Origin of the sequence: Azospirillum sp. TSO22-1, from assembly GCF_003116015.1 — a bacterium.
Taxonomy (GTDB): domain Bacteria; phylum Pseudomonadota; class Alphaproteobacteria; order Azospirillales; family Azospirillaceae; genus Azospirillum.
Genome location: NZ_LGQZ01000064.1, coordinates 19,927 through 44,338, shown reverse-complemented (window position 1 = coordinate 44,338; position 24,412 = coordinate 19,927). Strand labels below are relative to the sequence as shown.

At 71.2% G+C, this 24,412-nt stretch carries 21 protein-coding genes; 5 read left to right on the top strand and 16 right to left on the bottom strand.

All coding sequences use genetic code 11. The features are described from left to right. Positions 1 to 165 precede the first annotated feature (165 nt). The 4 genes from TSO221_RS17035 to TSO221_RS17020 are packed head-to-tail and all read right to left on the bottom strand — an operon-like array spanning position 166 to position 5,564. The gene (locus TSO221_RS17035) at positions 166 to 1,974 is read right to left on the bottom strand and encodes an ABC transporter ATP-binding protein (RefSeq protein WP_109119708.1); all 1,809 of its coding nucleotides are present in this window, start codon (positions 1,972 to 1,974) and stop codon (positions 166 to 168) included. Between the two features lie 20 nt (positions 1,975 to 1,994). Continuing rightward, complete coding sequence (locus TSO221_RS17030) at positions 1,995 to 3,137, bottom strand: beta-glucosidase (RefSeq protein ID WP_109119707.1); 1,143 nt, start codon at positions 3,135 to 3,137, stop codon at positions 1,995 to 1,997. 31 nt (positions 3,138 to 3,168) lie between these two features. Continuing rightward, positions 3,169 to 4,410 carry a UDP-galactopyranose mutase gene (gene glf, locus TSO221_RS17025; RefSeq protein ID WP_109119706.1) on the bottom strand — a complete coding sequence of 414 codons (1,242 nt, stop codon included), beginning with the start codon at positions 4,408 to 4,410 and terminating at the stop codon, positions 3,169 to 3,171. After that, positions 4,398 to 5,564 (bottom strand): glycosyltransferase family 1 protein, encoded by a 1,167-nt coding sequence (locus TSO221_RS17020; RefSeq protein WP_109119705.1) that lies wholly within the window; start codon positions 5,562 to 5,564, stop codon positions 4,398 to 4,400. The genes glf and TSO221_RS17020 overlap by 13 nt, the downstream gene beginning before the upstream one ends. A gap of 449 nt (positions 5,565 to 6,013) precedes the next feature. Between TSO221_RS17020 and TSO221_RS17015 the strand changes: the two genes are divergently transcribed. Further along, positions 6,014 to 6,949, top strand: coding sequence for an aldose 1-epimerase (locus TSO221_RS17015; protein WP_109119704.1), 936 nt, complete (start codon positions 6,014 to 6,016; stop codon positions 6,947 to 6,949). 110 nt (positions 6,950 to 7,059) lie between these two features. After that, entirely contained in the window at positions 7,060 to 8,049 is a 990-nt protein-coding gene (gene galE / locus TSO221_RS17010; RefSeq protein ID WP_247878093.1) for a UDP-glucose 4-epimerase GalE, read from the top strand. Between the two features lie 121 nt (positions 8,050 to 8,170). Here galE and TSO221_RS17005 read toward each other — a convergent pair whose 3' ends face one another. The 9 genes from TSO221_RS17005 to napF form a co-directional block, all read right to left on the bottom strand. Continuing rightward, positions 8,171 to 9,982, bottom strand: a complete 1,812-nt coding sequence (locus tag TSO221_RS17005) for an ABC transporter ATP-binding protein (RefSeq protein WP_247878092.1) — start codon at positions 9,980 to 9,982, stop codon at positions 8,171 to 8,173. A 111-nt stretch (positions 9,983 to 10,093) separates the two neighbouring features. After that, complete coding sequence (locus tag TSO221_RS17000; RefSeq protein ID WP_348770270.1) at positions 10,094 to 10,888, bottom strand: DeoR/GlpR family DNA-binding transcription regulator; 795 nt, start codon at positions 10,886 to 10,888, stop codon at positions 10,094 to 10,096. Between the two features lie 355 nt (positions 10,889 to 11,243). Then, on the bottom strand, positions 11,244 to 11,882 hold the full coding sequence (locus TSO221_RS16995; RefSeq protein WP_109119700.1) for a NapC/NirT family cytochrome c: 639 nt from the start codon (positions 11,880 to 11,882) through the stop codon (positions 11,244 to 11,246). 13 nt (positions 11,883 to 11,895) lie between these two features. Next, positions 11,896 to 12,348, bottom strand: a complete 453-nt coding sequence (locus tag TSO221_RS16990; RefSeq protein ID WP_199229509.1) for a nitrate reductase cytochrome c-type subunit — start codon at positions 12,346 to 12,348, stop codon at positions 11,896 to 11,898. Then, positions 12,345 to 13,244: a quinol dehydrogenase ferredoxin subunit NapH gene (gene napH / locus TSO221_RS16985; protein WP_109119699.1), complete on the bottom strand. Its 900-nt coding sequence runs from the start codon at positions 13,242 to 13,244 to the stop codon at positions 12,345 to 12,347. The genes TSO221_RS16990 and napH overlap by 4 nt, the downstream gene beginning before the upstream one ends. Continuing rightward, positions 13,241 to 14,026 (bottom strand): ferredoxin-type protein NapG, encoded by a 786-nt coding sequence (gene napG / locus TSO221_RS16980; RefSeq protein WP_109119698.1) that lies wholly within the window; start codon positions 14,024 to 14,026, stop codon positions 13,241 to 13,243. The genes napH and napG overlap by 4 nt, the downstream gene beginning before the upstream one ends. Positions 14,027 to 14,181: 155 nt before the next feature. Continuing rightward, positions 14,182 to 16,674, bottom strand: a complete 2,493-nt coding sequence (gene napA / locus TSO221_RS16975; RefSeq protein ID WP_109119697.1) for a nitrate reductase catalytic subunit NapA — start codon at positions 16,672 to 16,674, stop codon at positions 14,182 to 14,184. Then, positions 16,671 to 16,979, bottom strand: coding sequence for a chaperone NapD (locus TSO221_RS16970; protein ID WP_109119696.1), 309 nt, complete (start codon positions 16,977 to 16,979; stop codon positions 16,671 to 16,673). Before TSO221_RS16970 ends, napA begins: the two co-directional genes overlap by 4 nt. After that, complete coding sequence (gene napF / locus TSO221_RS16965) at positions 16,970 to 17,491, bottom strand: ferredoxin-type protein NapF (RefSeq protein ID WP_109119695.1); 522 nt, start codon at positions 17,489 to 17,491, stop codon at positions 16,970 to 16,972. The genes TSO221_RS16970 and napF overlap by 10 nt, the downstream gene beginning before the upstream one ends. A gap of 333 nt (positions 17,492 to 17,824) precedes the next feature. On the opposite strand from napF, the gene TSO221_RS16960 reads away from it, so the two are divergent. Next, entirely contained in the window at positions 17,825 to 18,622 is a 798-nt protein-coding gene (locus TSO221_RS16960) for an inositol monophosphatase family protein (RefSeq protein ID WP_109119711.1), read from the top strand. Between the two features lie 57 nt (positions 18,623 to 18,679). Here TSO221_RS16960 and TSO221_RS36835 read toward each other — a convergent pair whose 3' ends face one another. Further along, entirely contained in the window at positions 18,680 to 19,276 is a 597-nt protein-coding gene (locus TSO221_RS36835) for a cold-shock protein (RefSeq protein WP_109119694.1), read from the bottom strand. A gap of 437 nt (positions 19,277 to 19,713) precedes the next feature. On the opposite strand from TSO221_RS36835, the gene TSO221_RS16950 reads away from it, so the two are divergent. Together TSO221_RS16950 and TSO221_RS16945 are read left to right on the top strand one after the other, a co-directional pair. Further along, complete coding sequence (locus TSO221_RS16950) at positions 19,714 to 21,162, top strand: DEAD/DEAH box helicase (protein ID WP_109119693.1); 1,449 nt, start codon at positions 19,714 to 19,716, stop codon at positions 21,160 to 21,162. Positions 21,163 to 21,167: 5 nt separating this feature from the next. After that, on the top strand, positions 21,168 to 21,464 hold the full coding sequence (locus TSO221_RS16945) for a YkgJ family cysteine cluster protein (RefSeq protein ID WP_109119692.1): 297 nt from the start codon (positions 21,168 to 21,170) through the stop codon (positions 21,462 to 21,464). 6 nt (positions 21,465 to 21,470) lie between these two features. On the opposite strand, the gene TSO221_RS16940 is transcribed toward TSO221_RS16945, so the two are convergent. Both TSO221_RS16940 and TSO221_RS16935 read right to left on the bottom strand, forming a co-directional pair. Then, positions 21,471 to 22,046: a response regulator transcription factor gene (locus tag TSO221_RS16940; RefSeq protein WP_158284119.1), complete on the bottom strand. Its 576-nt coding sequence runs from the start codon at positions 22,044 to 22,046 to the stop codon at positions 21,471 to 21,473. Positions 22,047 to 22,397: 351 nt separating this feature from the next. Next, positions 22,398 to 24,245, bottom strand: a complete 1,848-nt coding sequence (locus TSO221_RS16935) for a hypothetical protein (protein WP_146208836.1) — start codon at positions 24,243 to 24,245, stop codon at positions 22,398 to 22,400. Positions 24,246 to 24,412 lie beyond the last annotated feature (167 nt).

Below are 24,412 nucleotides of genomic sequence, written 5' to 3'. Positions count from 1 at the left end.
CAACGAGCGCCGAAGGCGATCGTAGGCGGAGCGCGGTCGCCCGACTTGCGGGCGACCGGTGGTTGGGTGGGGGCGACGGCCTACCCGTGAAGCCGCTGCCCCCACCCTTCCCGCTGCGCGGGCCCCTTCCCTCCCCCTGCGGGGCAGGGGGAGGGACTCACCGATTTACTCTGCCGCCCGCAATCCGCGCTCCAGCGCCTCGTCCACCGAGAAGCCCTCGGCCTGGAGCCGCCACAGCGTCTCGAAGGCGCCGCCGCGGCGGCGCAGCTCCGCGGGATGGCCGTCCTCGACGATGCGGCCGTCCACCAGCACCACGATGCGGTCGAAGCCCGCCAGCGTCGACAGCCGGTGCGCCACCGCCAGCACCGTGCGCCCCCGCATCAGGTCGTTCAGCGCCCGCTGGATCTCGATCTCGCTCTCGGTGTCGAGCGCCGAGGTCGCCTCGTCCAGGATCAGGATGGGCGCGTTCTTCAGGAACGCCCGCGCGATGCCGATGCGCTGGCGCTGACCGCCGGACAGCTTGACGCCGCGCTCCCCCACCGGCGTGTCGTAGCCCTGCGGCAGGTCTCGAATGAAGTCGTCGCAATATGCCGCGCGCGCTGCCAGCCGCACCTCCTTGTCGGTGGCGTCCGGCCGGCCGTAGCGGATGTTCTCCAGAACCGAGCGGTGGAACAGCGAGATCTCCTGCGGCACCGTGGCGATGGCCGCCCGCAGGCTGTCCTGGGTGACGGCGGCCACGCTCTGCCCGTCGATCAGCACCCGCCCCTCCTGCACGTCGTCGAGGCGCTGCACGAGGCCGACCAGCGTCGACTTGCCGGCCCCCGACGGCCCGACGATGCCGATGCGCTGCCCGGCCGGGATGCGCAGGGTGAAGTCCTCGAACACCGGACGGCCGTCGGGATAGGCGAACCCCACCCGCTCGACGCCGATGGCGCCGCCCAGCCCGATCAGCGGCGGCGCGCCCGTCGCGTCCGCCACCGCGTGCGGCTGGCCGATCACCCGCAGCGTCTCGGCGATGGCGCCGAAGTGCTGCGTCGTGCCGACCAGCGCGAAGGCGAGGTCGCGCGAGCCGTGCAGGATGCGGAAGGTCAAGGCGCTGACCAGCACCACGTCGCCCGCGGTGATGCGACCCTCGGTCCAGGAGAACACCGCCCACACCAGCATGCCGCCGGCCATCGCCCACAGACAGAGGTCGTGGACGACGCGGGTCTTCTCCAGGTAGAGCCAGCTGCGCCGCTGCGCCGCGGCCTCGGCGGCGAACCGGTCGGCCAGCCGCCGGCGCTCGCGCGCACGGGCGGAGAAGGCCTGCACCACCCAGACGTTCGACACCACGTCCACCAGCTCGCCGGCCACGGACGAGGCCCGGTCGGCGTAGGTCCGGTGCAGCGGCCGGCCGCGCACGCCGATGACGGCGATGCCGCCGGCGACCACGGCGGTGAACACCACCAGCGCCGCCGCCATCCGCCAGTCCACCATGCTCAGCACGATGACCGCGCCGATGAAGTCGGTGACGGGCGGCAGGATGTTCCAGGTGAAGGTGCCGATCAGCGCCCCCGCCGCCCCCGCCGTGCCGGTGATGCGGTTGCCCAGCGAGCCGGCGAAGTGCTCGGCGAAATAGCGCATGGGGTGGCCGGTCAGGTGGGTGAACAGGTCGAGGCGGATGTCCACTCCCACCCCGACGATGGTCCGGCAGCCCAGCCAGCCGCCGAGGCGCCACAGCAGGTTCTCGACGCCGATCAGCGCCACGAACATGGTGAGCGGCCCCCAGACGGCGGCGGCCGAGCGCTCCGGCGCCGCCATGGCGTCGACCAGCAGCTTCATGCCGTACTGCACGGCGACCGCACAGCCGGCGGCGCCGACGACCAGCACCAGCAGCCCGCCGAAATGCCAGGGCCAGCGGCGGACATAACGCAGGAAGAAGAGGATCGGCCGTTGCGGGAACGGTGCGGCGCGGGGCGTCGGAACGGCATCCATGGCGAAGGCCTCGTTGCGGATCAGGCGACGCGAAGGGTCTGGAGGCGCCGGGTCTCGATGCGGTGCTGCAGGCGCCGCAGCGCCTCGGCCAGCGGCCGGTGCACGGGGCGCTGGCCGTCCTCGCCGCAGTAGCCGAGCAGCCCGACCGGGCAATGCCGCTCGTTCGCCCAGCCGGGGTAGTCGAGGATCGGGTAGAGGCAGATGCCCTCCACCGGCACGCCGGCCTCGACGGCGGCCAGCACCTCCCCGGTGACGTACTCCAGCCAGGGCACGCGGGCGTCGCCCTCGGCGCCGGTCTCGGCCACCAGGATCGGCCGGCCGAAGCGCTCCCAGACGTCGGCCAGGATGGCGCGGAACGGCTTGTGGTGCGGGTCGCCCCGCCCGATGGTGCCGCCGCCGAGGAACCACTGGTTGTCGGAGTAGTGGTTGACGCCGATGACGTCCAGCAGCTCCGGCCGGCCGCCGAGACCGGGCCACAGCTCGCCCGCCGTCATGTCCCAGGACTGGTACTGCGCGCGGGTGTAGGCCGCCGCCTCCCCTTGGTCCTCCGGCCGCTCGGGCCGCGCCGCGACGTGGATCACCGGATCGACGTGCACGAAGCGGGCGCGCGGGTCCGCGTCGCGCACCGCCTCGATCCCGGCGATGGCGGCGCGGACCAGCTGGTGCTTCAGCTCCCAGCCGCGCCCCTCGGCGTTGGGGTTCATCATCGCCCGGTCGCCGCCGGCCCAGGACCAGTAGGCGATCTCGTTGACCGGGCAGAAGAAGGGCACGGCGTCGGTTTCCTCGCGCACCAGCCGCGCCACCGCACCGGCGAAGCGGGCGAAGCGGTCGACGAACTGCGGGCGCCAGACGTCGATGCCGTCCGGGAAGCCGTAGTGGCAGAGGTCCCAGATCACCTGCACGTCCAGCTCCCGCGCCGCGCGCAGCATCGGCAGAAAACTGGACCAGTCGTAGCGGCCGGGCGCCGTCTCGATCAGGTGCCAGCGCACGCCGTCGCGCACGGTGCGGATGCCGTGGCGGAGCATGCCGCGGTAGTCCTCCGCCGCCCAGCGGTCGTGGCCGGTCGCCGCGATCAGGTCGAGGCGCCGGCCGTCGTGCCGCCGGTGGGTGGAGCATTCGAAGCCGCCAAGGAACAGGCTCCGAAACAAGGTCGGCGTGAGCATCCGATGTCCCCCCCCGGATGGTTTTCGTCGCCTACTCGGCCGCGTTGACCCGCGTCCGTTGCACCGGGACGCTGCGCGCCAGATCGGACAGCTTCGCCGCCGCCTCGTGCAGGCTGCGGCCCTCCGCCTCGGCCTTGGCGATGCGGCCGTAGAGCGCCAGCGCCTGCGCGACGACCTGGTCCATGTTGTAGTAGCGGTAGGTCGCCAGCCGCCCGACGAAGTGCACGTTCGGCGTGGCGTCGGCCAACGCCTGGTACCGGCGGTACAACTCGGCGTTCTCCGGCTTCGGCACGGGGTAGTACGGGTCGCCCTCGGCCGAGGGGAACTCGTAGGTCAGGCTGGTCTTCGGGTGGGTCTGGCCGGTGAGGTGCTTGTACTCGGTGATGCGGGTGTAGGGCACGTCCTCGGCCGGGTAATTGACCACCGCCACCGGCTGGAAGGTTTCCCGCTCCACCGTCTCATGCCGGAACCGGAGCGAGCGGTAGGGCAGCTTGCCGTAGCGGCAGTCGAAGAACTCGTCCACCGGGCCGGTGAAGATCAGGTTCTCATGCCGGATCTCGCGCGCCACCTCGCGGTAGTCGCAGTTCAGCAGGATCTTGATGTTCGGGTGGTCCAGCATGGACTCGAACATGCGCGTGTAACCGTGCAGCGGCATGTTCTGGAAGCTGTCGCCGAAATAGCGGTCGTCGTCGTTGGTGCGCGTCGGCACGCGCGCGGTCACCGCCTTGTCCAGCTCCGAGGGGTCGAGGCCCCACTGCTTGCGGGTGTAGCCGCGGAAGAACGTCTCGTACAGTTCCCGCCCGACGGCGCCGACCACCACGTCCTCCGAGGTGCGGACCTCGGCCACCGGCTCGGCCCTGGCCTTCAGGAACTCGGCCACCCCGGCCTCGTCCAGGTCCAGGCCGTACAGCGTGTTGACGGTGGTGCGGTTGATCGGGATCGGCACGAGGCGCCTGTCCACATGCGCCAACACCTTGTGCTCGTAGGGCCGCCACCTGGTGAAGCGGGAGAGGTAGTCCGCCACCGGCTGTGAATTGGTGTGGAAGATGTGCGGGCCGTAGCGGTGGATGAGGATCCCGTCGTCGTCGTAGTGGTCGTACGCGTTGCCGCCGATGTGCGGCCGGCGGTCGATGATCATCACGCGCTTGCCCAAGCCCCGCGCCAGCCGCTCGGCCAGCACCGACCCGGCGAAGCCGGCGCCGACGATCAGGTAGTCGAAGCCGGCCCGCGTCACCGGCCGCGGCGGCGCGGCGGTGCGGCTCAGATCACGCATTCGATCAGTCCTTTCATCCGGCCCCAGGTCGAATCCCAGGACATGTCGCGCAGCACCGCGTCCACCCGGGCCAGCCACTCCGGCGACGTGCGGTCCACCGCCAGGGCCTTCCCGCAGGCGGCGACGAACGCGTCCGGCGTGGCGGCGATGTGGACGAGGCCGGTGTGCCCATAGGTCCGCACCACGTCGCGGACCGGCGTGGAGACCACCGGGCGGCCGGAGGCGAGGAACTCCGGCGTCTTGGTCGGGCTGATGAAGCGGGTGGACTCGTTCATGGCGAACGGCATCACCGCCACGTCCCAGCCGGACAGGTAGCGCGGCAGGTCGGCGTAGCCGCGCATGCCCGGATAGTGGATGTTCGCCGCCCGCGGCAGCGTCGCCGGGTCGATCTTCACCACCGGGCCGAGCATCACGAACTGCCACTGCGGCCGCAGCGCCGCGGCGGCGGCCAGCAGGTCGATGTCGAAGCGCTCGTCGATCACCCCGAAGAACCCCAGCCGTGGGCGCGGCAGCCCGGCCTGGTCCTCCGGCTCGTCCACCGCGCCGCGCGCCCGGGCGAAGTGGGCGACGTCGACGCTGGAGGGGAAGGCGTGCACGCTGCCGTGCAGGTCGCGCTTGGCCTCGTACAGGCTGACGCCGCCGGTGAAGACCAGATCGGCGCGCCGCATCAGCGCGCGCTCGCGGTCGATCAGGTCCGGCGGGGCGCCGCGGAAGGCCGACAGCTCGTCCATGCAGTCGTAGACCACCGCCGCCGCCGGCAGGTGGTCGGAGACCGCGAGGCTCATCGGCGTGTAGTACCAGAGGATCGGCCGCTCGATGCCGCGCTCGGCGAAGAAGCGTTCGAGCAGGCTGCGCTGCGCCGCTTCCGCGTCCATGCCCTGCGGGATGCGCGGCACCACCAGGGTGATGCCCACGTCGGTGCCGTAGGTGTCGATGGACGGCGCGGCGGCGTCGGTGGGGACCGGCTCCTCGACGAAGAACAGGCGATATTCGCGGGCGAAGCGGGTCATCAGGTGCTGCGGGCGCTGCTGCACGAACCCCCAGCGCAGGTGCGAGAAGCAGACGAAGTCGCGCGGGCGCCGCGATGCGTCCAGCATGTCGAAGGCCCGCACGGCACCGCCGACGGTCAGGTCCTCGCTTTCGGTGTATTTCATACCCCGGGCCTCTCTGAGCCGTTGATCCTCGCCTTTTTCGGCCGAGACCGAACGCGCGCCTCGCCGTTTGCTTACGGCGTCGGGGAACAGCGGTTACTCCCAAGGGTTCCCGTTGGCGGCGGTGCCGATGCGGGTTAACCCGCGTTTCCCAAGGGGATGGGGACGCTCCTCCACCGGTGGTGGCGTCCCCCGGGAATCCGCCTGGATTTCCGGGATTCCACAGCGGCCGGCAACGGCCGGCGGGTCATCGGCGGGCGGTTCTCGCCCGCAGGTTTGCGTCGCGGCGCACGCCTTCCGGCGTAGCACCTAATCGCCATCCCAATGGTCTGGGACAAATCGGAGACATGCCCCCGCTTCCCCCAACGCGATGTCGACCCGGCGGCACCGTGCGGGGATACTCGCGCGCGTCGCCCGCCTCTGCCCCGTCCCCTGCCGAGGATCCCCCGCGCATGCCGACCAGCCCCACCGCCCTGCGGTCTCCCGACGTCGTGACGATCTCCGCCGGCACCCTGACGCTCGACGTGGCGCCGCAGGTCGGCGGCTCCATCGCGCGCTTCGCGGGCGTGAGCGGCGGCCGGCCGATCGACTGGCTGCGCCCGGCCACGCCCGAGGCGCTGGCCGCCCGCGACCCGCTGGGCATGGCGAGCTTCCCGCTGATCCCCTACTGCAACCGCATCCGCGACGGCCGCTTCACCTTCGAGGGGCGCGAGGTGGCGCTGCCCGCCAACTACCACGCCTCGCGCCACGCCATCCACGGCGACGCCTGGCAGCGCCCGTGGACGGTGGTCGAGCACGGCCCGGCCATGCTGACGCTGGCCTTCGTGCACGAGGGCGAGCGGAGCGGCGGCGCCTGGCCCTTCCCCTACGTGGCGCGGCAGATCTTCGAGCTGACGCCGGCAGGGCTGACGGTGCGCATGGCGGTGGCGAACACCGGCCGGACGACGATGCCGCTCGGCCTCGGCCATCACCCCTACCTGCCGCGCACGCCGGAGACGACGATCACCGCCACCGTCGACGCCATCTGGGCCACCGACGCCGAGGTGATGCCGACGACGCTGAAGCGCACCCGGGAGACCGAGCGGATGGCCACCGGCCTGCGCGTCGCCGACGCGGAGATGGACAACAATTTCGTCGGCTGGGACCGCACCGCCATCGTACGCTGGCCGGAGCGGAACGCCGCGCTGCGCCTGAGCGCCGACGCGCCGCTGGATTTCCTGGTGGCCTACACGCCGGCGCATGAGGACTTCTTCTGCCTGGAGCCGGTCGGCAACTGCACCGACTGGCCGAACCTGACGCACCTCGGCACCGCCCAGGTCGGCGGCATGGTGCTGGCGCCGGGCGAGACGACGGAGGTGCGGTTCCGGTTGGAGCCCACCTGCCCGTAAGGCTTAACCGCCGGATCATTCCGGTAAGTGAGACTGACCTGACGCCCCCCAATCACTAGGTGTGGGCCGGATGTTCGTGGAGGTTGTAAGTGGGTAAGGAAACGGTTCTCGTGACGGGGGGCGCCGGCTACGTCGGCAGCCACGCGGCGTTCGCCCTGCTCGACGCCGGCTATCGGGTCGTCGTGGTGGACGACCTGTCCACCGGCCACCGCGAGGCGGTGCCCGCGGACGCCGTGTTCGTCCGGGCGGACGTCGGCGACCGCAACGCGGTGGCGGAGGTGCTGCGCGGCCTCGACGTTTCGGCGGTGATGCACTTCGCCGGGTCGATCGTGGTGCCGGAATCGGTGGAGAAGCCGCTCGACTACTACGCCAACAACACCATGAACAGCATGGCGCTGGTCCGCACCTGCATCGAGGGCGGGGTGAAGGCGTTCCTGTTCTCCTCGACCGCCGCGGTGTACGGCGCGCCCGACCGCGTGCCGATCGACGAGACCATGCCGACCAAGCCGGTCAACCCCTACGGCGCCTCCAAGCTGATGACCGAGCGCATGCTGGCCGACGCCTCGGCGGCGCACGGGCTGCGCTACGCCTGCCTGCGCTACTTCAACGTGGCGGGCGCCGATCCGGCCGGCCGCGCCGGCCAGTCGTCGCGCGTCGCCACGCACCTGATCAAAATCGCCTGCCAGACGGCGCTCGGCCTGCGCCCGCGCATGTCGGTGTTCGGCGACGACTACCCGACGCCGGACGGCACCTGCATCCGCGACTACATCCACGTCACCGACCTGGTGGCGGCGCACGAGCAGACGCTGACCCACCTGCTGGGCGGGGCGGACTCGTTCATCGCCAACTGCGGCTACGGCAAGGGCTACTCGGTGAAGCAGATCATCGAGACGATGGAAAAGGTCCTCGGCCGTCCGCTGCCGGTGGACATCGCCGGCCGCCGCGCCGGCGACCCGCCGGAACTGGTGGCGGACTCCACCCTGCTGCGCAAGACGGTCGGCTGGGCGCCGAAGCACGACGACCTGGAACAGATCATCCGCAACGCGCTGGACTGGGAAGAGTCGCTGATCCGCAGCGGCCGGCTGGTGCCGGCGGAGTAATGCAGCCCCTCTCCCCCTGAGGGAGAGGGGTTTGGGGAGAGGGGGGCGCCGGCAAAGCCGGCCACGTTTCTTTCCCCCTCTCCCCAACCCCTCCCCCGCGAGGGGGGAGGGGCTTTTGCGTTCACACCACGTCCATCTCCTCGCTGGGCAGGAAGCCGCCGACCTGCCGGCGCCACAGTTCGGCGTAGCGGCCGCCGCGCGCCAGCAGTTCGGCGTGGCTGCCGGCCTCCAGGATGCGGCCGCGCTCCATGTAGAGGATGCGGTCCATCCCGGTGATGGTGGACAGCCGGTGCGCGATGGCGATCACCGTGCGGCCCTTGAACAGCTCCCACAGCGCGTCCTGGATCAGGTGCTCGGTCTCGGAATCGAGAGCGCTGGTCGCCTCGTCCAGCACCAGGATCGGCGCGTCCTTCAGGAACGCGCGGGCGATGGCGATGCGCTGGCGCTCGCCGCCGGACAGGCGGATGCCCTGCTCGCCCACCACCGCGTCATAGCTCTGCGGGCGCTGCAGGATGAATTCGTGGCAGTGCGCCTTGCGCGCGGCGTCGAGCACCGACTCCTCCGTCGCGTCGGGGACGGCGTAGGCGATGTTGTCGCGGATGGTGCGGTGGAACAGCGCCGGCGCCTGCGGCACCTCGGCCACCGCGGCGTTCAGCGAATCCAGCGTCACTTCGGCGATGTCCTGCCCGTCGATCAGGACGCGGCCGGCCAGCGGGTCGTACTGGCGGCGCAGCAGCTTGACCAGCGTGCTCTTGCCGGCGCCCGAGGGGCCGACCAGCGCCACCTTCTCGCCCGGACGGATGGCGAGGGCGAGGTTGTCGAACACCGGCGTGCCGTCGCCGTGGGCGAAGCGCACGCCGCGGACGTCGATGGCGCCGGCCTCGACCTCCAGCGGCCGGGCGTGCTGACGGTCCACCACCTCGTGCGGGCGGACGATCACCGACAGGGCGCCGGACAGGTTGCCGAGGTTCTCGAAGAACCCGAGCATGCGGGTGGACAGGCTCCACACGTTGTTGCCGACGACGCTGGCCAGCGAGAACACCATGGCGAAGTCGCCCACCGTCATGCGGCCGGCCATCGCCTCCGACACGGCGATGCCGATCAGCGCGATCTGGAACACCAGCAGCGCGTTGAACAGGATGAACCACTGCTTCACCAGGAACCAGCGCAGCGCGTTGGAGCGCTCGGCCTCCTGCCCCAGCGCCTCGGACAGACGGCCGTGCTCGTGCTCGCGGCGGACGAAGGCGCGCACCAGTTCGATGTTGGATATCACGTCCACCATGTGACCGGTGGAGGCCGAAACCTGCTCGGAGAACGCCTTCGACAGCACCATGCAGCGCCTGGCCAGCCCCGCCGACATGGCGAGCTGGACCGCCGTCCATCCCACCAGCAGCACCGCGAAGAAACCGTGCGCCGCCCCCAGCAGGTAGAGGCTGACCGACAGCACGATGACGATGCGGATGATGTCGTTGGTCAGGATGTCGACCAGCTGCAGCGCGCTCTGCCCCGCCTGCTTGACCTTCTGGCCGAGGCTGCCGGCGAAGTTCTCCTGGAAATAGCGCGGCGAGTGCTCGGACAGGTAGGAGAACAGGTAGGACTGGATCTCGAAGCGCAGCGACGGCGAGGTGAAAATGTCGGTCACCTCGCGCGCCCGGTTGAACAGCGCCGAGCCGACCCACAGCCCGCCCAGCGCCAGGAACCAGAACAGCGCCCCGCCCTCCCAGCCGCGGCCGGCCGACAGCGCGTCCACCAGCGCCTTCAGCGCCACCGGCTCCATCACCATCAGCCCGATGCCGCCGGCCGCGGTGACATTGAGCAGAATCACCCGCCCGAGGAAGCGGCGGCGCACGAACGCCCATAGGAAGCGCCAGGGCGAGGCGGGCACGCCCTCGGGCGTCAGGTCGGTGTAGCGGATCGGCTCGGGGGCGAACACGCGGGAGGAACTCCGGCGGACGGGGACAGGGAGGGCAAGATCGCGCCGCAACGCCGGTTTGTCACGCTCTCCTGAGGTGCAAGGGCCTTGCGCCCGCCGCATGGCCGGGCCCTACGCCTCCGGCGCGTCGGCATCTCCGAGGGCTTCTCCGGGCATCACCTCCTCCACCCGCACACCGGCCTCGCGGCAGACCGCGGCGAGGCGGTCCGAGGGCAGCGTGTCGGTGACGAAGGTGTGGACCTGCGAGATGTGGCCGATGCGCACGGGCGCGGTGCGCTCCAGCTTCGAGCGGTCGGCGACCAGGATGACGTGGCGGGCGTTGGCGATGATCGCCTGGCTGACCCGCACCTCGCGGTAGTCGTAGTCGAGCAGGTCGCCGTCCTCGTCGATGGCCGAGGCGCCGACGATGGCGTAGTCCACCTTGAACTGGTTGAAGAAGTCGGTGGTCGCCTCGCCGACGATGCCGCCGTCCGCGCGCCGCACCACGCCGCCGGCGACGATCACCTCGATGTGCGGCTCCGGGCGCAGGCGGTTGGCGACGTTGATGTTGTTGGTGATGACCACGAGATCGGAGCGGCCTTGCAGCGCCCGCGCCACCTCCTCGGTGGTCGTGCCGATGTTGATGAACAGCGACGAGCCGTCGGCGATCAGCGACGCCGCGCGCTCGCCGATCCGGCGCTTCTCGTCGTGGGCGATCTGCCGGCGCGCCTCGTAGCCGAGGTTCTCGACGCCCGAGCCGGCAATGGCGCCGCCGTGCACGCGCTGGAGCAGCCGGCGCTCGCACAGGCCGTTGAGGTCCTTGCGGATGGTCTGCGGGGTGACCGCGAAGTGCTGGGCCAGGTCGTCCACCAGCACCCGGCCGGACGCGCGCGCCAGCGCCAGGATCTCGCTCTGACGGGGCGTCATGGGGTCCATCGGCGGTCCTTCTTATCGTCATCCCCGCGAAGCGCGGCCGTTGCACACCCTCCCCCTGCCCCGCAGGGGGAGGGAGGGACCCGCTCGAAGAGCGGGAAGGTGGGGGCAGCGGCGCGCACGAGAATCAACGCCTGCCGCGTACGCCGTTGCCCCCACCTTCCCACGCCTGCGGCGCGGGCCCCTTCCTCCCCCAGCGGGGCTGGGGGAGGGATTGGCAAAGCTCCCGCCTTCGCGGGGATGACGATAAAGAGAATGCGCACCGGGGAGCAAACCGTTTCGCGCCACGCCGCGCACGCAACGAAAAGCCCCCTTCCCTCGCGGGAAGGGGGCCTGACGCGTCAACCGGTCAGTGCTTCTTGAAGCTCTCGTTCAGCTTCTGCTCGGCCTCCAGCGCTCCGGCCGGAAGCTGGTGGGCGATGCCCTTGTGGCAGTCGATGCAGGTCTGGCCCTGCAGCGCGCCGTTCAGGTGGCGGTCACGCGCCCGGCTGCGCTGCTGCGTCACGTCCATGGTCTGGAAGTTGTGGCAGTTGCGGCACTCGCGCGAGTCCGTCTTCTTCATGCTGGTCCAGACGTTGTTGGCCAGCCGCGGGCGCTGTTCCTCGAACTTCTCGCGGGTGTTGATCGAGCCCAGCGCCCAGTGCAGCACCTCGTTCGACGCCTGGATCTTGCGCACGATCTTGTGGACCCACTCCTTCGGCACGTGGCAGTCGGGGCAGGTGGCGCGGACGCCGGTGCGGTTCGAGTCGTGGATGCTGCCGGTGTACTCCGCGTAGACGTTGTTCTTCATCTCGTGGCAGGAGACGCAGAACTCCTCGCGGTTGGTCATCTCCATGGCCCAGTTGAAGCCGCCCCAGAAGACGATGCCGGCGACGACGCCGACCAGCAGCAGCCCGGCCAGCGAATAGCGCGCGGACGGGCGCCACAGGGTGGCCCACAGGCGGCGGAGCGCACCGGGCCGGCGGCCGGCGATGGTTTCGGTGGTCATGGCCTGGGTCTCCTCAGCGCGCCGCGTTGGCCGGCGTGAAGCGGTTCTCGACCAGCGGCAGCGCGTCGGTCTGCGGCACGTGGCACTGCGTGCAGAACCAGCGGGTGCCGGCGATCTGGTCCAGCCGGTTGCCCTGGCGGTCCTGGTAGTGCGTCTCGCTGACCTTCGGCGCGTTCTCGCGGGTGTTGTTCGGCCAGTCGTGGCAGCGCAGGCACTGGTTGACCTTCAGGTCGATCTCGTAGCGGTCGACCTTGTGCGGGATCAGCGGCGGCTGCTGGCGATAGGCGCGGTCGAGCGGCTTGCCCTCGCGCACGGCGTGCACCTCGGGGGCGGCGTTGTTCTCCTCGATGGCGAGTTCGCCGCGCAGCGAACGCACGTCGCCGGCCCGCAGCGAGCCGGGCATGAGGGTGGCGGCCACCAGCACCAGGCCGACCGCCGCGGCAATGAGCTTCAGTCCAGTCTTCACGGTAGGTCTCCTTGACGAAGGGGTGCCGCTCCGGCGGCCGGACCTTGCCGGCCGACGCCGAGGACGAACACGCTCTGCGGGCATACATCGACGCAGCGGCCGCAGGCCGTGCAGTCGCGGGAAAGGATGAGGTCGCTGTCGGGGTTCTTCAGCGACGGGGTGATGACGTGCGGCTCGGGGCAAACCGCAAAGCAGTCCTGGCAGTGGTCGCAGGCGGCGCGGCGCGGCGCGCCGACCCGCACCCGGCCCCAACGGCCGATCAGTCCGTAGAAGGCGCCGACCGGGCACAGCGCGCCGCACCAGCCGCGCGGCGCCACCGCCAGATCGAACAGGAAGACGGCCGCCACCACGCTCCAGGCGAGCCCCCAGGTCAGCGAAGACCCGAAGACCAGCGCGCGGTGCGTCATGGTGACCGGGTTGACCAGCTCCCACGCGATGCTGCCGCCCACGGCGGAGGCCAGCAGCGCGCCGGCCAGCACCACGAGGCGCAGCCGCCGGTCGAGCCGCACGCCGTCGCGCCAGCCGAGCCGGCGGCGCAGCGCCGCGGCGCCGTCGGTGACGACGTTGACCGGGCACACCCAGGCGCAGAACAGCCGCCCGCGCAGCAGCGCGTACGCCGCCAGCACGATCGCGGCGCCGAGCAGCGCCGCCGTCTCCGGCACATGGCGCGCGACCAGCGACTGCAACACGATGAACGGGTCGCTCAACGGCAGCACGCCGAGCGTCAGGCTGGTCGCCAGCGTCCCCTTGACGATCCACACGCCGAGCAGCGGGCCGCCGAGGAACAGCGCCAGGAAGCCCAGCTGCGCGGCGCGGCGGGCGAGCAGCCAGCGGTGCGCGGCGAACCATCCCTTCGCCCGGATCGCCGCGGGCCCCGGCCGACGACGCGCGCTCATGGCCGGAACTCCCGGCCAGGGGCGCGGGGTAGCTCGGGCGGGGTGTAGCCGCGGTCGGGCAGGTCGATGATGCCCTCGACGAACGGCTTGTCGCCGTGCCGGGCCTTCTCCTCCCAGCCCAGCCCGTAGTGCGCGCCGATGCGGCCCTTCGCCAGCGCGGCGGGCAGCACCTTGATGGCGGCCTCCTCCAGCACGCAGGCGTGCTCGCACTTGCCGCAGCCGGTGCAGGCGTCGGTATTCACCACCGGGATCAGGTGGGCGTGCCGGCCGGTGCGTTCGTTGTGCCGCGTCTCCAGCCGGATCGCCTTGTCGATCAGCGGGCAGACCCGGTAGCAGACGTCGCAGCGCAGCCCCAGCACGTTCAGGCAGGTCTCGTGCCCGACCAGCACGGCGCTGCCCATGCGCGCCTTGTCGATGTCCTTCAGCCTCTTGTCGAGCGCGCCGGTCGGGCACGCGACGACGCAGGGGATGTCCTCGCACATCTCGCACGGCACCTTGCGGGCGTCGAAGTACGGCGTGCCGGCGGTGGCGGCGGCGCCCAGGTCGGCGAGCCTCAGCGTGTCGTACGGGCAGTCGCGCACGCACAGCCCGCAGCGCACGCAGGCGGACAGGAACTCGGACTCCGGCAGCGCGCCGGGCGGACGCAGGGCGGTCGCCGCCAGGGTCCGCGACGGTGCCGCCGCCCAGCCGAGCAGCAGCGCCAGGAACCCCGCCCCGCACGCCCCGCGGGCGGCGTCGGCGAGGAACCTGCGGCGGTCCACGGCTGGTTTGTCCGATGCCATTGCGAATGTCCTCTGTTTCCCTCCCCTGCCTCCGGCGGGGGAGGGTCAGGGTGGGGGCAGCGGCGTGTCGGGGAGGCCGCTGCCCCCACCCTTCCCAGGCTTCGCCTGGGCCCCTTCCCTCCCCCTGCGGAGCAGGGGGAGGGCGTCCCGGGTTCCTACGCCTTCACCACCTTGACGGCGCACTTCTTGAAGTCCGTCTCCTTGGAGAGCGGGCAGGTGGCGTCGAGCGTCAGCTTGTTGACCAACTGGCTCTCGTCGAAGAACGGGATGAACACCACGCCCTTCGGCGGCTTGTTGCGGCCCTGCGTCTCGACGCGGGTGAGCAGCTCGCCGCGGCGGGTCTGCAGCTTCACCGGCAGGCCGCGGCGCAGGCCGCGCGCCTTGGCGTCCTCGGGGTGCATGAAGACCACCGCGTTGGGCACCGCCTTGTGCAGCTCCGGCACGCGCCGGGTCATCGAGCCGGTGTGCCAGTGCTCCAGCACGCGCCCCGTCACCAGCCACATGTCGTACTCGGCGTCCGGGCTCTCGGCAGGCGGCTGGTAGGGCAGCGCGAAGATGTTCGCCTTGCCGTCCTTGTTGCCGTAGAACTTCACGCCCTCGCCCGCCTTGACGTACGGGTCGTAGCCCTCGCGGAAGCGCCACAGCGTCTCCTTGTTGTCCACCACCGGCCAGCGCAGGCCGCGGGCCTTGTGGTACACCCCGTAGTCGGCGAGGTCGTGGCCGTGGCCGCGGCCGAATCCGGCGTACTCCTCGAACAGCCCCTTCTGCACGTAGAAGCCGAAGTGCTTGGACTCGGTGTTCTCGAAGCCCGGCTGCAGCTGGTCCAGGCCGAACTTGTTCACCTGACCGTTCTGGTACAGCACCTCGAACAGGGTCTTGCCCTTGAACTCGGGGTTCTTGTCCAGCAGTTCCGCCGGCCACACCTCGTCGGTGGTGAAGCGCTTGGCGAACTCCATGAGCTGCCAGAGATCGGACTTCGCCTCGCCCGGCGCGTTGACCTGCTGGCGCCACACCTGGGTGCGGCGCTCGGCGTTGCCGTAGCCGCCCTCCTTCTCCATCCACATGGCGGTGGGCAGGATCAGGTCGGCCGCCATGGCGGAGACGGTCGGGTACGGGTCGGACACCACCACGAAGTTGTCGGGGTTGCGCCAGCCCGGATAGATCTCGTCGTTGATGTTCGGGCCGGCCTGCATGTTGTTGGTGCAGAGCGTCCAGTAGCAGTTCAGCTTGCCGTCCTTGAGCATGCGGCTCTGCAGCACGGCGTGGAAGCCGATCTTCTCCGGCACGGTGCCTTCCGGCACCTTCCAGATCGTCTCGGCCGTCTTGCGGTGCTCGGGGTTGGTCACCACCAGATCGGCCGGCAGGCGGTGGGCGAAGGTGCCGACCTCGCGCGCGGTGCCGCAGGCGGAGGGCTGGCCGGTCAGCGAGAACGGGCTGTTGCCCGGCTCGGAGATCTTACCGGTCAGCAGATGGATGTTGTAGACGAGGTTGTTGGCCCAGGTGCCGCGGGTGTGCTGGTTGAACCCCATGGTCCACAGCGACATCACCTTGACCTTCGGGTCGGCGTACAGCTCGGCCAGCGCCTTCAGCTGATCGACCGGCACGCCGGAGATCTGGCTGGTCTTCTCGGCCGTGTACTCCGACACGAACTGCTTGAACTCGTCGAAGCTGATCGGCGACGACTTGTTCGGGTCGGCGGCGTCCTTGGCGTCCTTCTCCAGCGGGTGGTTCGGGCGCAGGCCGTAGCCGATGTCGGTCACGCCCTTCTTGAAGTTGGTGTGCTTGGCGACGAACGCCTCGTTCACCCGGCCGGTCTGGATGATGTGGTTGGCGATGAAGTTGAGGATCGCCAGGTCCGACTGCGGCTTGAAGATGATCGGCAGGTCGGCCAGCTCGTAGGACCGGTGCTCGAAGGTCGAGAGCACGGACACCTTGCAGTCCTTGTGGCTCAGGCGGCGGTCGGTGATGCGCGACCACAGGATCGGGTGCATCTCCGCCATGTTCGAGCCCCAGAGCACGAAGGCGTCGGCGTTGTCGATGTCGTCGTAGCAGCCCATCGGCTCGTCGATGCCGAAGGTGCGCATGAAGCCGACCACGGCGGACGCCATGCAGTGCCGGGCGTTCGGGTCGATGTTGTTGGAGCGCAGGCCGGCCTTCATCAGCTTGACGGCCGCGTAGCCCTCCATGATCGTCCACTGGCCGGAGCCGAACATGCCGATGGAGGACGGGCCGTTCTTCTTCAGCGACGCCTTCCACTTCTGCGCCATGATGTCGAACGCCTCGTCCCACGAGACCGGCGTGAACTCGCCGTTCTTGTCGAACACGCCGTTCTTCTTGCGCAGCAGCGGCTTGGTCAGGCGGTCCTCGCCGTACATGATCTTGGAGAGGAAGTAGCCCTTGATGCAGTTCAGGCCGCGGTTGACCGGCGCGTCGGGGTCGCCCTGGGTGGCGACCACCTTGTCGCCCTTGACGCCGATCAGCACGCCGCAGCCGGTGCCGCAGAACCGGCACGCGCCCTTGTCCCAGCGGATGTCGTCCGGAAGACGGCCGGTCGGCTGAGCGACCGCCGTCGAGACGGGCAGCCCGGCCACCGCGGCGGTCGCCGCCACCGCATTGGCCTTAACGAAATCTCGCCTGGTGAACTTCATGAGGGCATCTCCTCAGACAGGTCGTCCGTCTCGCAGTGGTGGTAGACCAAGGCCGCCGACACGACGCCTTCGATCGCGGGGAATTGGCTCAGAGTGAGCGACGCCGGGACGCCGTCGGCGTCCTCGACGGTGACCACGAGGCGGCCGTCCGCCACCTCCTGGTGGATCTCGACGCCGGGCAGCGCCGCCAAGCCGCGCTTGGCGGCTTCGAGCCGCTCCGGCACGGCGTGGACCAGCACGCCGCAGACGTTGTGACCGGCCGGCGGGGCTGCCGCCTCCCGGTCGATGAAGCGCGTCAGCCGCATGCCGCGACCTCCCTCTCGTCCTGGTGCATCTCTTGGTTCGGGCGGACCGAAATCGCCTTGACCGGGCACGGACCGACGCAGGCGCCGCAGCCTGTGCACGAGGCGCCCGTGATCTCCGGCAGCCAGCGCCCCCGCCCCAGCGGGCGGAAGCGGATCGCCCGCGCCTCGCAATGGTCGCCGCACACCCGGCAGTCCACGCCGTTGACCGACAGGCAGCCGGCGCCGATGTCCGCCTTCAGGCCCCACGGCGCCCGCTCCCCGTCGCGCACCAGCGCGCCGGTGGGGCAGGCGTCGACGCAGGCGCTGCAGAACGTGCAGGACCCGGCCGCGAAATCGACGCTGGGGTAGCCGGCGCGGTCCTGCGTGATGATCTTCTCGGGGCAGGCGCGCTCGCACCGGCCGCAGCGGTCGCAGTCGTCGGCGAACGCGTCGGTCGTCCATGGCGGACGCACGGCGTCGGGATCGCCCCGGAACCGTCCGCGCAGGAAGTTGAACCGACTGACCGCGCCCATGGGCGAAACTCTCCCGTTCGCGGCCCGCGCCCCTTTCGGGTGCAGGCCGCGTTGACCCCGTTTCTCGTACCGTGATTCGTCGCCCAGGTTGTGCCGATGGCTCCACCGACACGCTTAGGCTTGAGGGACTATGGGCGCCGCCCAACCGCCCCAACCTTGACTTCGGTCAAGATCGCACTGGACGGTTTGTCGCACGTAAGCCGAAATACCTCAGCAAATCCGTCGAGTATTGCCGCCGCCCGATCAGGCGACGCGGCCTACCGCTCGCCCCCGCTCTGGCGCATCATGGCCGGGACAAACCGACCGCGACGGGAAGAAGGAATGGCGACCAGGATGCCCCACGACACAGACCTCGACCGCCGCCTCGCCGCCGGCGCCGCGGTGGCGCGCGAGGCCGGCCGCCTGGCCCGCCGCTACTTCGAGCGCCGCGCCGACCTGACCGTCGAGGTCAAGGGTCCGCAGGACCTCGTCAGCGTCGCCGACCGCGCGGTGGAGGAGTTGATTCGCGCCCGCCTGTCCGCCCTGTTCCCGGAGGACGCGGTGGTCGGCGAGGAGGCCGGCGGGCTGGCGGCGGCGCGGGTGTGGGTGGTCGATCCCATCGACGGCACGCAGAACTTCCTGCGCGGCCTGCCCTGGTTCGGCGTGGTGCTGGCACTGATGGTGGACGGCCGCACCGAGTTGGGCATCATCTACGACCCCAACACCGACGAGCTGTACACCGCCCGGCGCGGCGGCGGTGCCTTCCTGAACGGCGAGTCGATCCGGGTGTCCGGCTGCGCGCAACTGGACAAGGCGGTGATCGGCGTCGGCCACTCGCCACGCCACGCGCCGCACGTGTTCCTGGAGCCGTTCACGGCGGTGATCGAGGCCGGTGCGCAGACGCGCAACCTGCTGACCGCGGCCCTGCAGCTGGCGCACGTCGCTTGCGGGCGCCTGGACGCGACCTGGGACCCGTACCTGCTGCCCTGGGACGTGCTGGCGGGAATTCTGCTGGTGGAGGAAGCCGGCGGCGCGGCGGCGCCCTACCAGCTGCGCCCGGACTTTTCCGGCGGCGCACCGCTGCTCGCCGGAACGGCGGCACTGGTCGACGCGCTGCGCCCGCTTGTCACGGACCGCGCCGACAAGGAGTAGAAACGCGAGATGCCGGGCCCGCCGAAGCGGACCCGGCACGTTCTCGAGACCGCCGAATTAGGCGAGTTCGATGCGCTCGGCCTCGGGGCCCTTCTGGCCCTGACGCACGGTGATGCGCACGCGCTCACCGTCCTGCAGGCCGCTCAGGCCGGACCGCTCGACCGCCTTGACGTGCACGAAGACGTCCTTGCCGCCGTTGTCCGGAGCGATGAAGCCGAAGCCCTTGGTCACGTTGAACCACTTCACCGTGCCGTCGACGACTTCGCCGCCGCCGCCCTGGTCGCCGTAGCGGTCGTAGCCGCCGCCGCCGTAGCCGCCGCCACGCGACGGACGGTCGCCGTAGCCGCCACCGCCGCCGCCACGCGACGGACGCTCCTGCGCGGTCGACTTATCGACCGAGTGCAGGGCGGCGACCTGCGGGCCCTTCGGGCCGCGCGACAGGTCGCACACGACGGTCGTGCCCTCGGGCAGCGAGTCGTGACCGGCGAACTGCACGGCCGAAGCGTGCAGGAAGGCGTCCGGCGAGCCGTCCTCCGGCGTCACAAAGCCGAAGCCCTTCTCCGGGTTGTACCACTTCACAGTGGCGGTGATGTTGCGCTGGGTGATCTCGGGAGCAGAAGCGCGGAAACCACCGCGCTGGGGACGATCGTACATCGGGGTCTCGTAAAACGTAAAAAGATGCCGCAGCCGCTATGGATGGGCTGAACAACAATGCCTGTCGACAGCACCCGATGCAATCGTAATCGCGCCCTAGGCACAAAGAACATTCGAGGGTACGCCCCCTCTCATACCGGTGCATGGCCGCTGCATGGCGGCGATGGTGCTTGACCCGAGCGACGTTCGGCGTCATACCGACATCGAAACGGACGCCCGCCGCTGCGGCGGGGTGTTCCATGCGTGTCGTGATCGCGCGGAACCGCGGCCGGGATCCCTCCCGCCGCCGGTGCAAATCCGAGACGTACCTGCCCATACGGCCCGACCGGCACGCGCACGGTCCGGGGCCTAAGAAAGCGCGATCCGCTCAGCCGATTACGCAGACCCATCGCCCCCGCGCCGCGGGGGCACGGCGGTGCGCGCGACCCAAGGACACCATGACCTCCTTTTCCGACCTTTCGCTCCGTTCCGAGATCCAGGCCGCGCTGGCCGCCCAGGGCTACGTGACGCCGACGCCGATCCAGGCGCAGGCCATTCCGCCGGCGCTGCTCGGCCGCGACATCCTGGGCATCGCCCAGACCGGCACCGGCAAGACCGCCGCCTTCACCCTGCCGATCCTGCAGCGCCTGTCCACCGCCACGACCGGCCGCGGCGCGGCGCCGCGCACGCTGATCCTGACGCCGACGCGCGAGCTGGCCATCCAGATCGGCGACAGCATCGCCAACTACGGCGCTGGCCTGAGCCTGCGCCACGCGGTGATCTTCGGCGGCGTCGGCCAGAGCCCGCAGGTGGATGCGCTGCGGCGCGGCCTCGACATCCTGGTCGCCACGCCGGGCCGCCTGATCGACCTGATGAACCAGGGGCACGTGAAGCTCGACCGGCTGGAGGTCTTCGTCCTCGACGAGGCCGACCGCATGCTCGACATGGGCTTCATCCACGACGTCAAGCGCGTCATCGCCAAGCTGCCCAAGGAGCGGCAGACGCTGTTCTTCTCGGCCACCATGCCGAAGGAGATCACCGACCTCGCCAACCGCCTGCTGAAGGAGCCGGTCCGCGTCGAGGTCACCCCGGTCGCCACCACGGCCGAGCGCATCGACCAGAGCGTGATCTTCGTGCCGGCGACCGACAAGCGGCACCTGCTGCTGGAGATGCTGGGCAAGGACGCCGGCATGGACCGCGTGATGGTGTTCACCCGCACCAAGCACGGCGCCAACAAGGTGACCGAGCATCTGGTCAAGGGCGGCATCACCGCCGCCGCCATCCACGGCAACAAGTCGCAGAGCGCCCGCCAGACGGCGCTGGAGGGCTTCCGCGCCGGCACCGTGCGCGTGCTGGTCGCCACCGACATCGCGGCGCGCGGCATCGACGTGGACGGCGTATCGCACGTGGTCAACTTCGAGCTGCCGAACATCCCCGAGAGCTACGTGCACCGCATCGGCCGCACCGCGCGCGCCGGCGCCTCGGGCATCGCCATCGCCTTCTGCGACGACGGCGAGGAGCGCGCCTACCTGCGCGACATCGAGAAGCTGACCCGCAAGCCGCTGACCGTGCTCGGCACTCCGGCCTACCGCCGCCCGGCCCCAGCCGAGGCGCACGCCGGCTCCCGGCACAACCCGCCGCCGCATCGCGCCGAGCAGCACCGCGGCGAGCGCCGCGGCCCGCAGCCGCCGCGCCCGGGCCGCGCCGAGCAGGCCCGCCCGGCCCGCGCCGAGCAGCCCAAGCAGGCGAACAAGCCGGCAACCACGCAGGCCCGGCCACCGCGCAACGACCAGCCGCGCCAGGACCGTCCGCAGCACGCCCGCGGCGCCGCCCCGCGCGGCCGCGGCTCGGCGTTCGGCGACTTCGTGTCGGCGATCAACGGTCCGCGCTCGTCCGACAAGCGCTGAGCCCGGTGTCCACGCCCGTACCCGACTGCGAGAGCTGCGGAGCCTGCTGCGCCTATTCGTGGACGTGGCCGGCGTTCGTCGGCCCGCGCGACGGCGACGGCATCCCGCGGCACCTCGTGGAGAACGGGCGGATGCGCTGCGACGGCGACCGCTGCACGGCGCTGCGGGGGATCATCGGCGAGGAGGTCACCTGCGTCGTCTACGACGACCGCCCGCTGGTCTGCCGGGAGTTCACCGCCGGCAGCGACGCCTGCCACGCCGTCCGCGCCCGGTTCGGGCTGGACGGCGCGGCCGGCGGGTAACCGGCGTCAGTTCGCGGCCGCCGCCCGGCCGCCGCCGGAGCCGGCCATGCCGTTGTTCATGGCCCAGATCGCCGCCTGCGTGCGGTTCACCGCGCCGATCTTGCGCAGCAGGCTCTTCAGGTGGACCTTCACCGTGGCCTCGGTGATGCCCAGCTCGTTGGCGATCTGCTTGTTGCCGTGGCCGCTGGTCAGCCGCGTCAGGATCTCGATCTCGCGGTTCGACAGCGTGCGCCCGCCGATGCTGGTGGAGCCCGGCGAGCCCGGGCTTTGCGCCAGGATCTGCGCCATGTCGCGCGGGTACACCTTGCCGCCGGCCAGCGCGTAGCGCACCCACTGCGCCAGCGCGGTCGCCGAGGTGTCGGCGGTCAGGCAGCCGTCGGCGCCGGCGGCCAGCGCCTCGCGCAGCGTGGCGCCGCTGATCGTCGTGGCGAGCAGGAGGATGCGCGAGTCGGCGAACGCCGCGCGCAGCGTGGCGACGTCGTCGCCGACCGCCTGGCAGCCGGTGGCGTCGAACAGGATGGCGTCCGCAGCCGGGGCCGAACCCTGGGCAGCCTGGCGGGCGTTCGCGGCTTCGGCAGTCACGTCGAAACCCTCCTCACCCAGAAGGTGTCGCAGACCGCCCCGCTGGAGCCCGTTGGCCCCGATGATCATGACCGTCGGCACGTCTCACTCCTCTATCAGCATCGCTGGATGGGGACAGACTATCCGTTCTTGCGCCGCGGGCAACGAACCGGACGGCGAACCGGGGCACGCAGCCGCGATGCCCAGATCGGGGGACCTTCTCCAAATGTTCCCGGAAAACATCCTACCAAAGTAGTGCTTGCGCACTTTGCTGCGCTGCAACATACTCCGGGTGTTCGCCCTTCTTGGGCGTTTCCTCCCTAGACTACGGGCCGCCGCGCACGCGCAGCGGCCTCTTTTTTTGCCCAAACCTCAGTCCGCCAGGACGCGGTAGGCGATGTACCGGCGGGCGAGCGGGGCCGGCAACGGCAGCGGCCGCAGCCAGACCGGCGGCCGGCCGATCCACAGCCGCGCCAGCACGCCGCGCGGCTGCCCGCCCATCAGCCGCTCGACGCCCGCGCCGCTGCTGCGGCACAGCAGCACGTGCGTCACCGCGCGGCGGCGGGCGACCTCGCGCGCCTCGGCGTCGCTGCCCAGGAAGAAGCGGACGGTGTCGAGGATGGCGTCGGCGCCGCGATGGTACGGGCCGGCGACCGCAGCGCCGCCGGTGCGGTAGGCGATCTCCGGCCCGTCGAAGAGGTTGGTCATCAGCGTGGCGCCGGAGTCGGTCAGGAACGGCGCCACCTCGGCGTAATTGCACGGGCGTGGCGCGCCCAGCCCGACCGTCCCGCCCATCGGCGCCGCGATGGCCGCCGCCACCGCCCAGGTGCCGGCCGCCGAGACCACGAACACCGCCCTCCCCGCCAGCCGCCGCATCCGGCCGCGCTCCGCTCGGCACCACAGGAGCAGCGCCGCCAGCCCCTCCACCCAGGGGATGACGCTCACCGCCTCCAGCATCGCCACCTCGCGCACCGCCAGCACGCTGGAGACGAGGTAGACCGCCAGGAACAGCGCCAGCACCGCATGCCGCCGCGCGTCCGCGCCGCGGCGCCGCAACAGCACCAGCGCGGTGAAGATCACCGCCGGAAAGAACGGTCCCCAGTCCAGCACGAAGGCCAGCCGCTCGCCCCAAGTGGCGACGCTCAGCGCCCGGTCGGCCTGCACCGCCTCGGTCAGCAGCCGCTTCACCAGCGGGTCGACTCCGTCGTACGGGTGGACCAGCATGCCGGGGAACGCCGCCAGCGCGACTCCGGCCACCGCCACGCCGGCCACGGCCAGCGCGCCGAGCCGCCGCCGCGGAGTCGCCAGCACGCCGCGCGCCGCCGCGCGGTCGACGAGCCCCACCGTCATCAGCGACGCCAGCGCCAGCGCCGCGTGGAAGGCGGAGATGCGGTCCACCTCCAGGTCACCCAGTCCCCACGGCCCGCGCTCGGCCAGCAGCGCCAGCGGCAGCAGCGCCGCCAGCGCCGCCGCGTAGGCCAGCAGCGCGCGCGGCCGCTGCGGTCCGCAGAGTGCCCACAGCAGCCCGAGCGCCGTCCCCGCCGTGGCGGCGAGCAGCACGCCCTCGACCGAGGTCCACAGCGCCACCGTGACCGCCAGCGCCGCCAGGACCGGCGGTCCCCGCCGATCCGGCCCCACCGCGTGGCGCAGCAACGCCGCCAGCGTCGCCAGCAGCAGCAGCACGAGCAGCCCGTGATGGTCGGCCGCGCCGGCCGAGAACACGGTGTCGGCGCTCACCTGCAGGGCCAGCAGCAGCACCGCGCCGACGAACCAGCGGTCGTTCAGGACGGGCCGGGTCGCCACCGACAGCACCGGCACGCACAGCAGGTGCAGCAGCGGCCCCATCAGGACCGCCGCGCGCAGCAGCGCGTCATGATACGAAAGTACCAGGCCAGCCAGCCCGGCGCCGGCCAGCAGCAGCAGGTCCACCGGGTGCGTCCAGTGCAGCGACTGCCCGTAGGGCGCGTTCAGCCGGCTCAGCAGCGGGTCGAACCAGCCGCCGCGGTCGTGCAGTTGCTCGACCCGCATGACGCGGGCGTAGCTGTCGGCGTCGTAGAGCTGCGTCCAATTGCCGTCGGCGGCCAGCGGGCTGATGCCGAGCAGCACCAGCGCCACCTGCGCCGCCGCGACGATCAGCAGGCCCAGCGCCAGCGCCGCCGGCGCGTGCAGCAGCGGCCGGGCGGCGGCGGATTCGGCGGACGGCACCGCAGTGCTGGCCATGGCTGGGCTCGCGAAGGGAAGGTCGCGCAGCTTCAGCAAGGATCACGCCATGGCCAGCCTTGCCCCTCCCCCGCCTCCGGCGGGGGAGGATGGGTGGGGGCAGCGGCGTTGGCGGTGGGCGCTGATTCTCGTGCTGGCCGCTGCCCCCACCCAACCCTCCCCCAGCG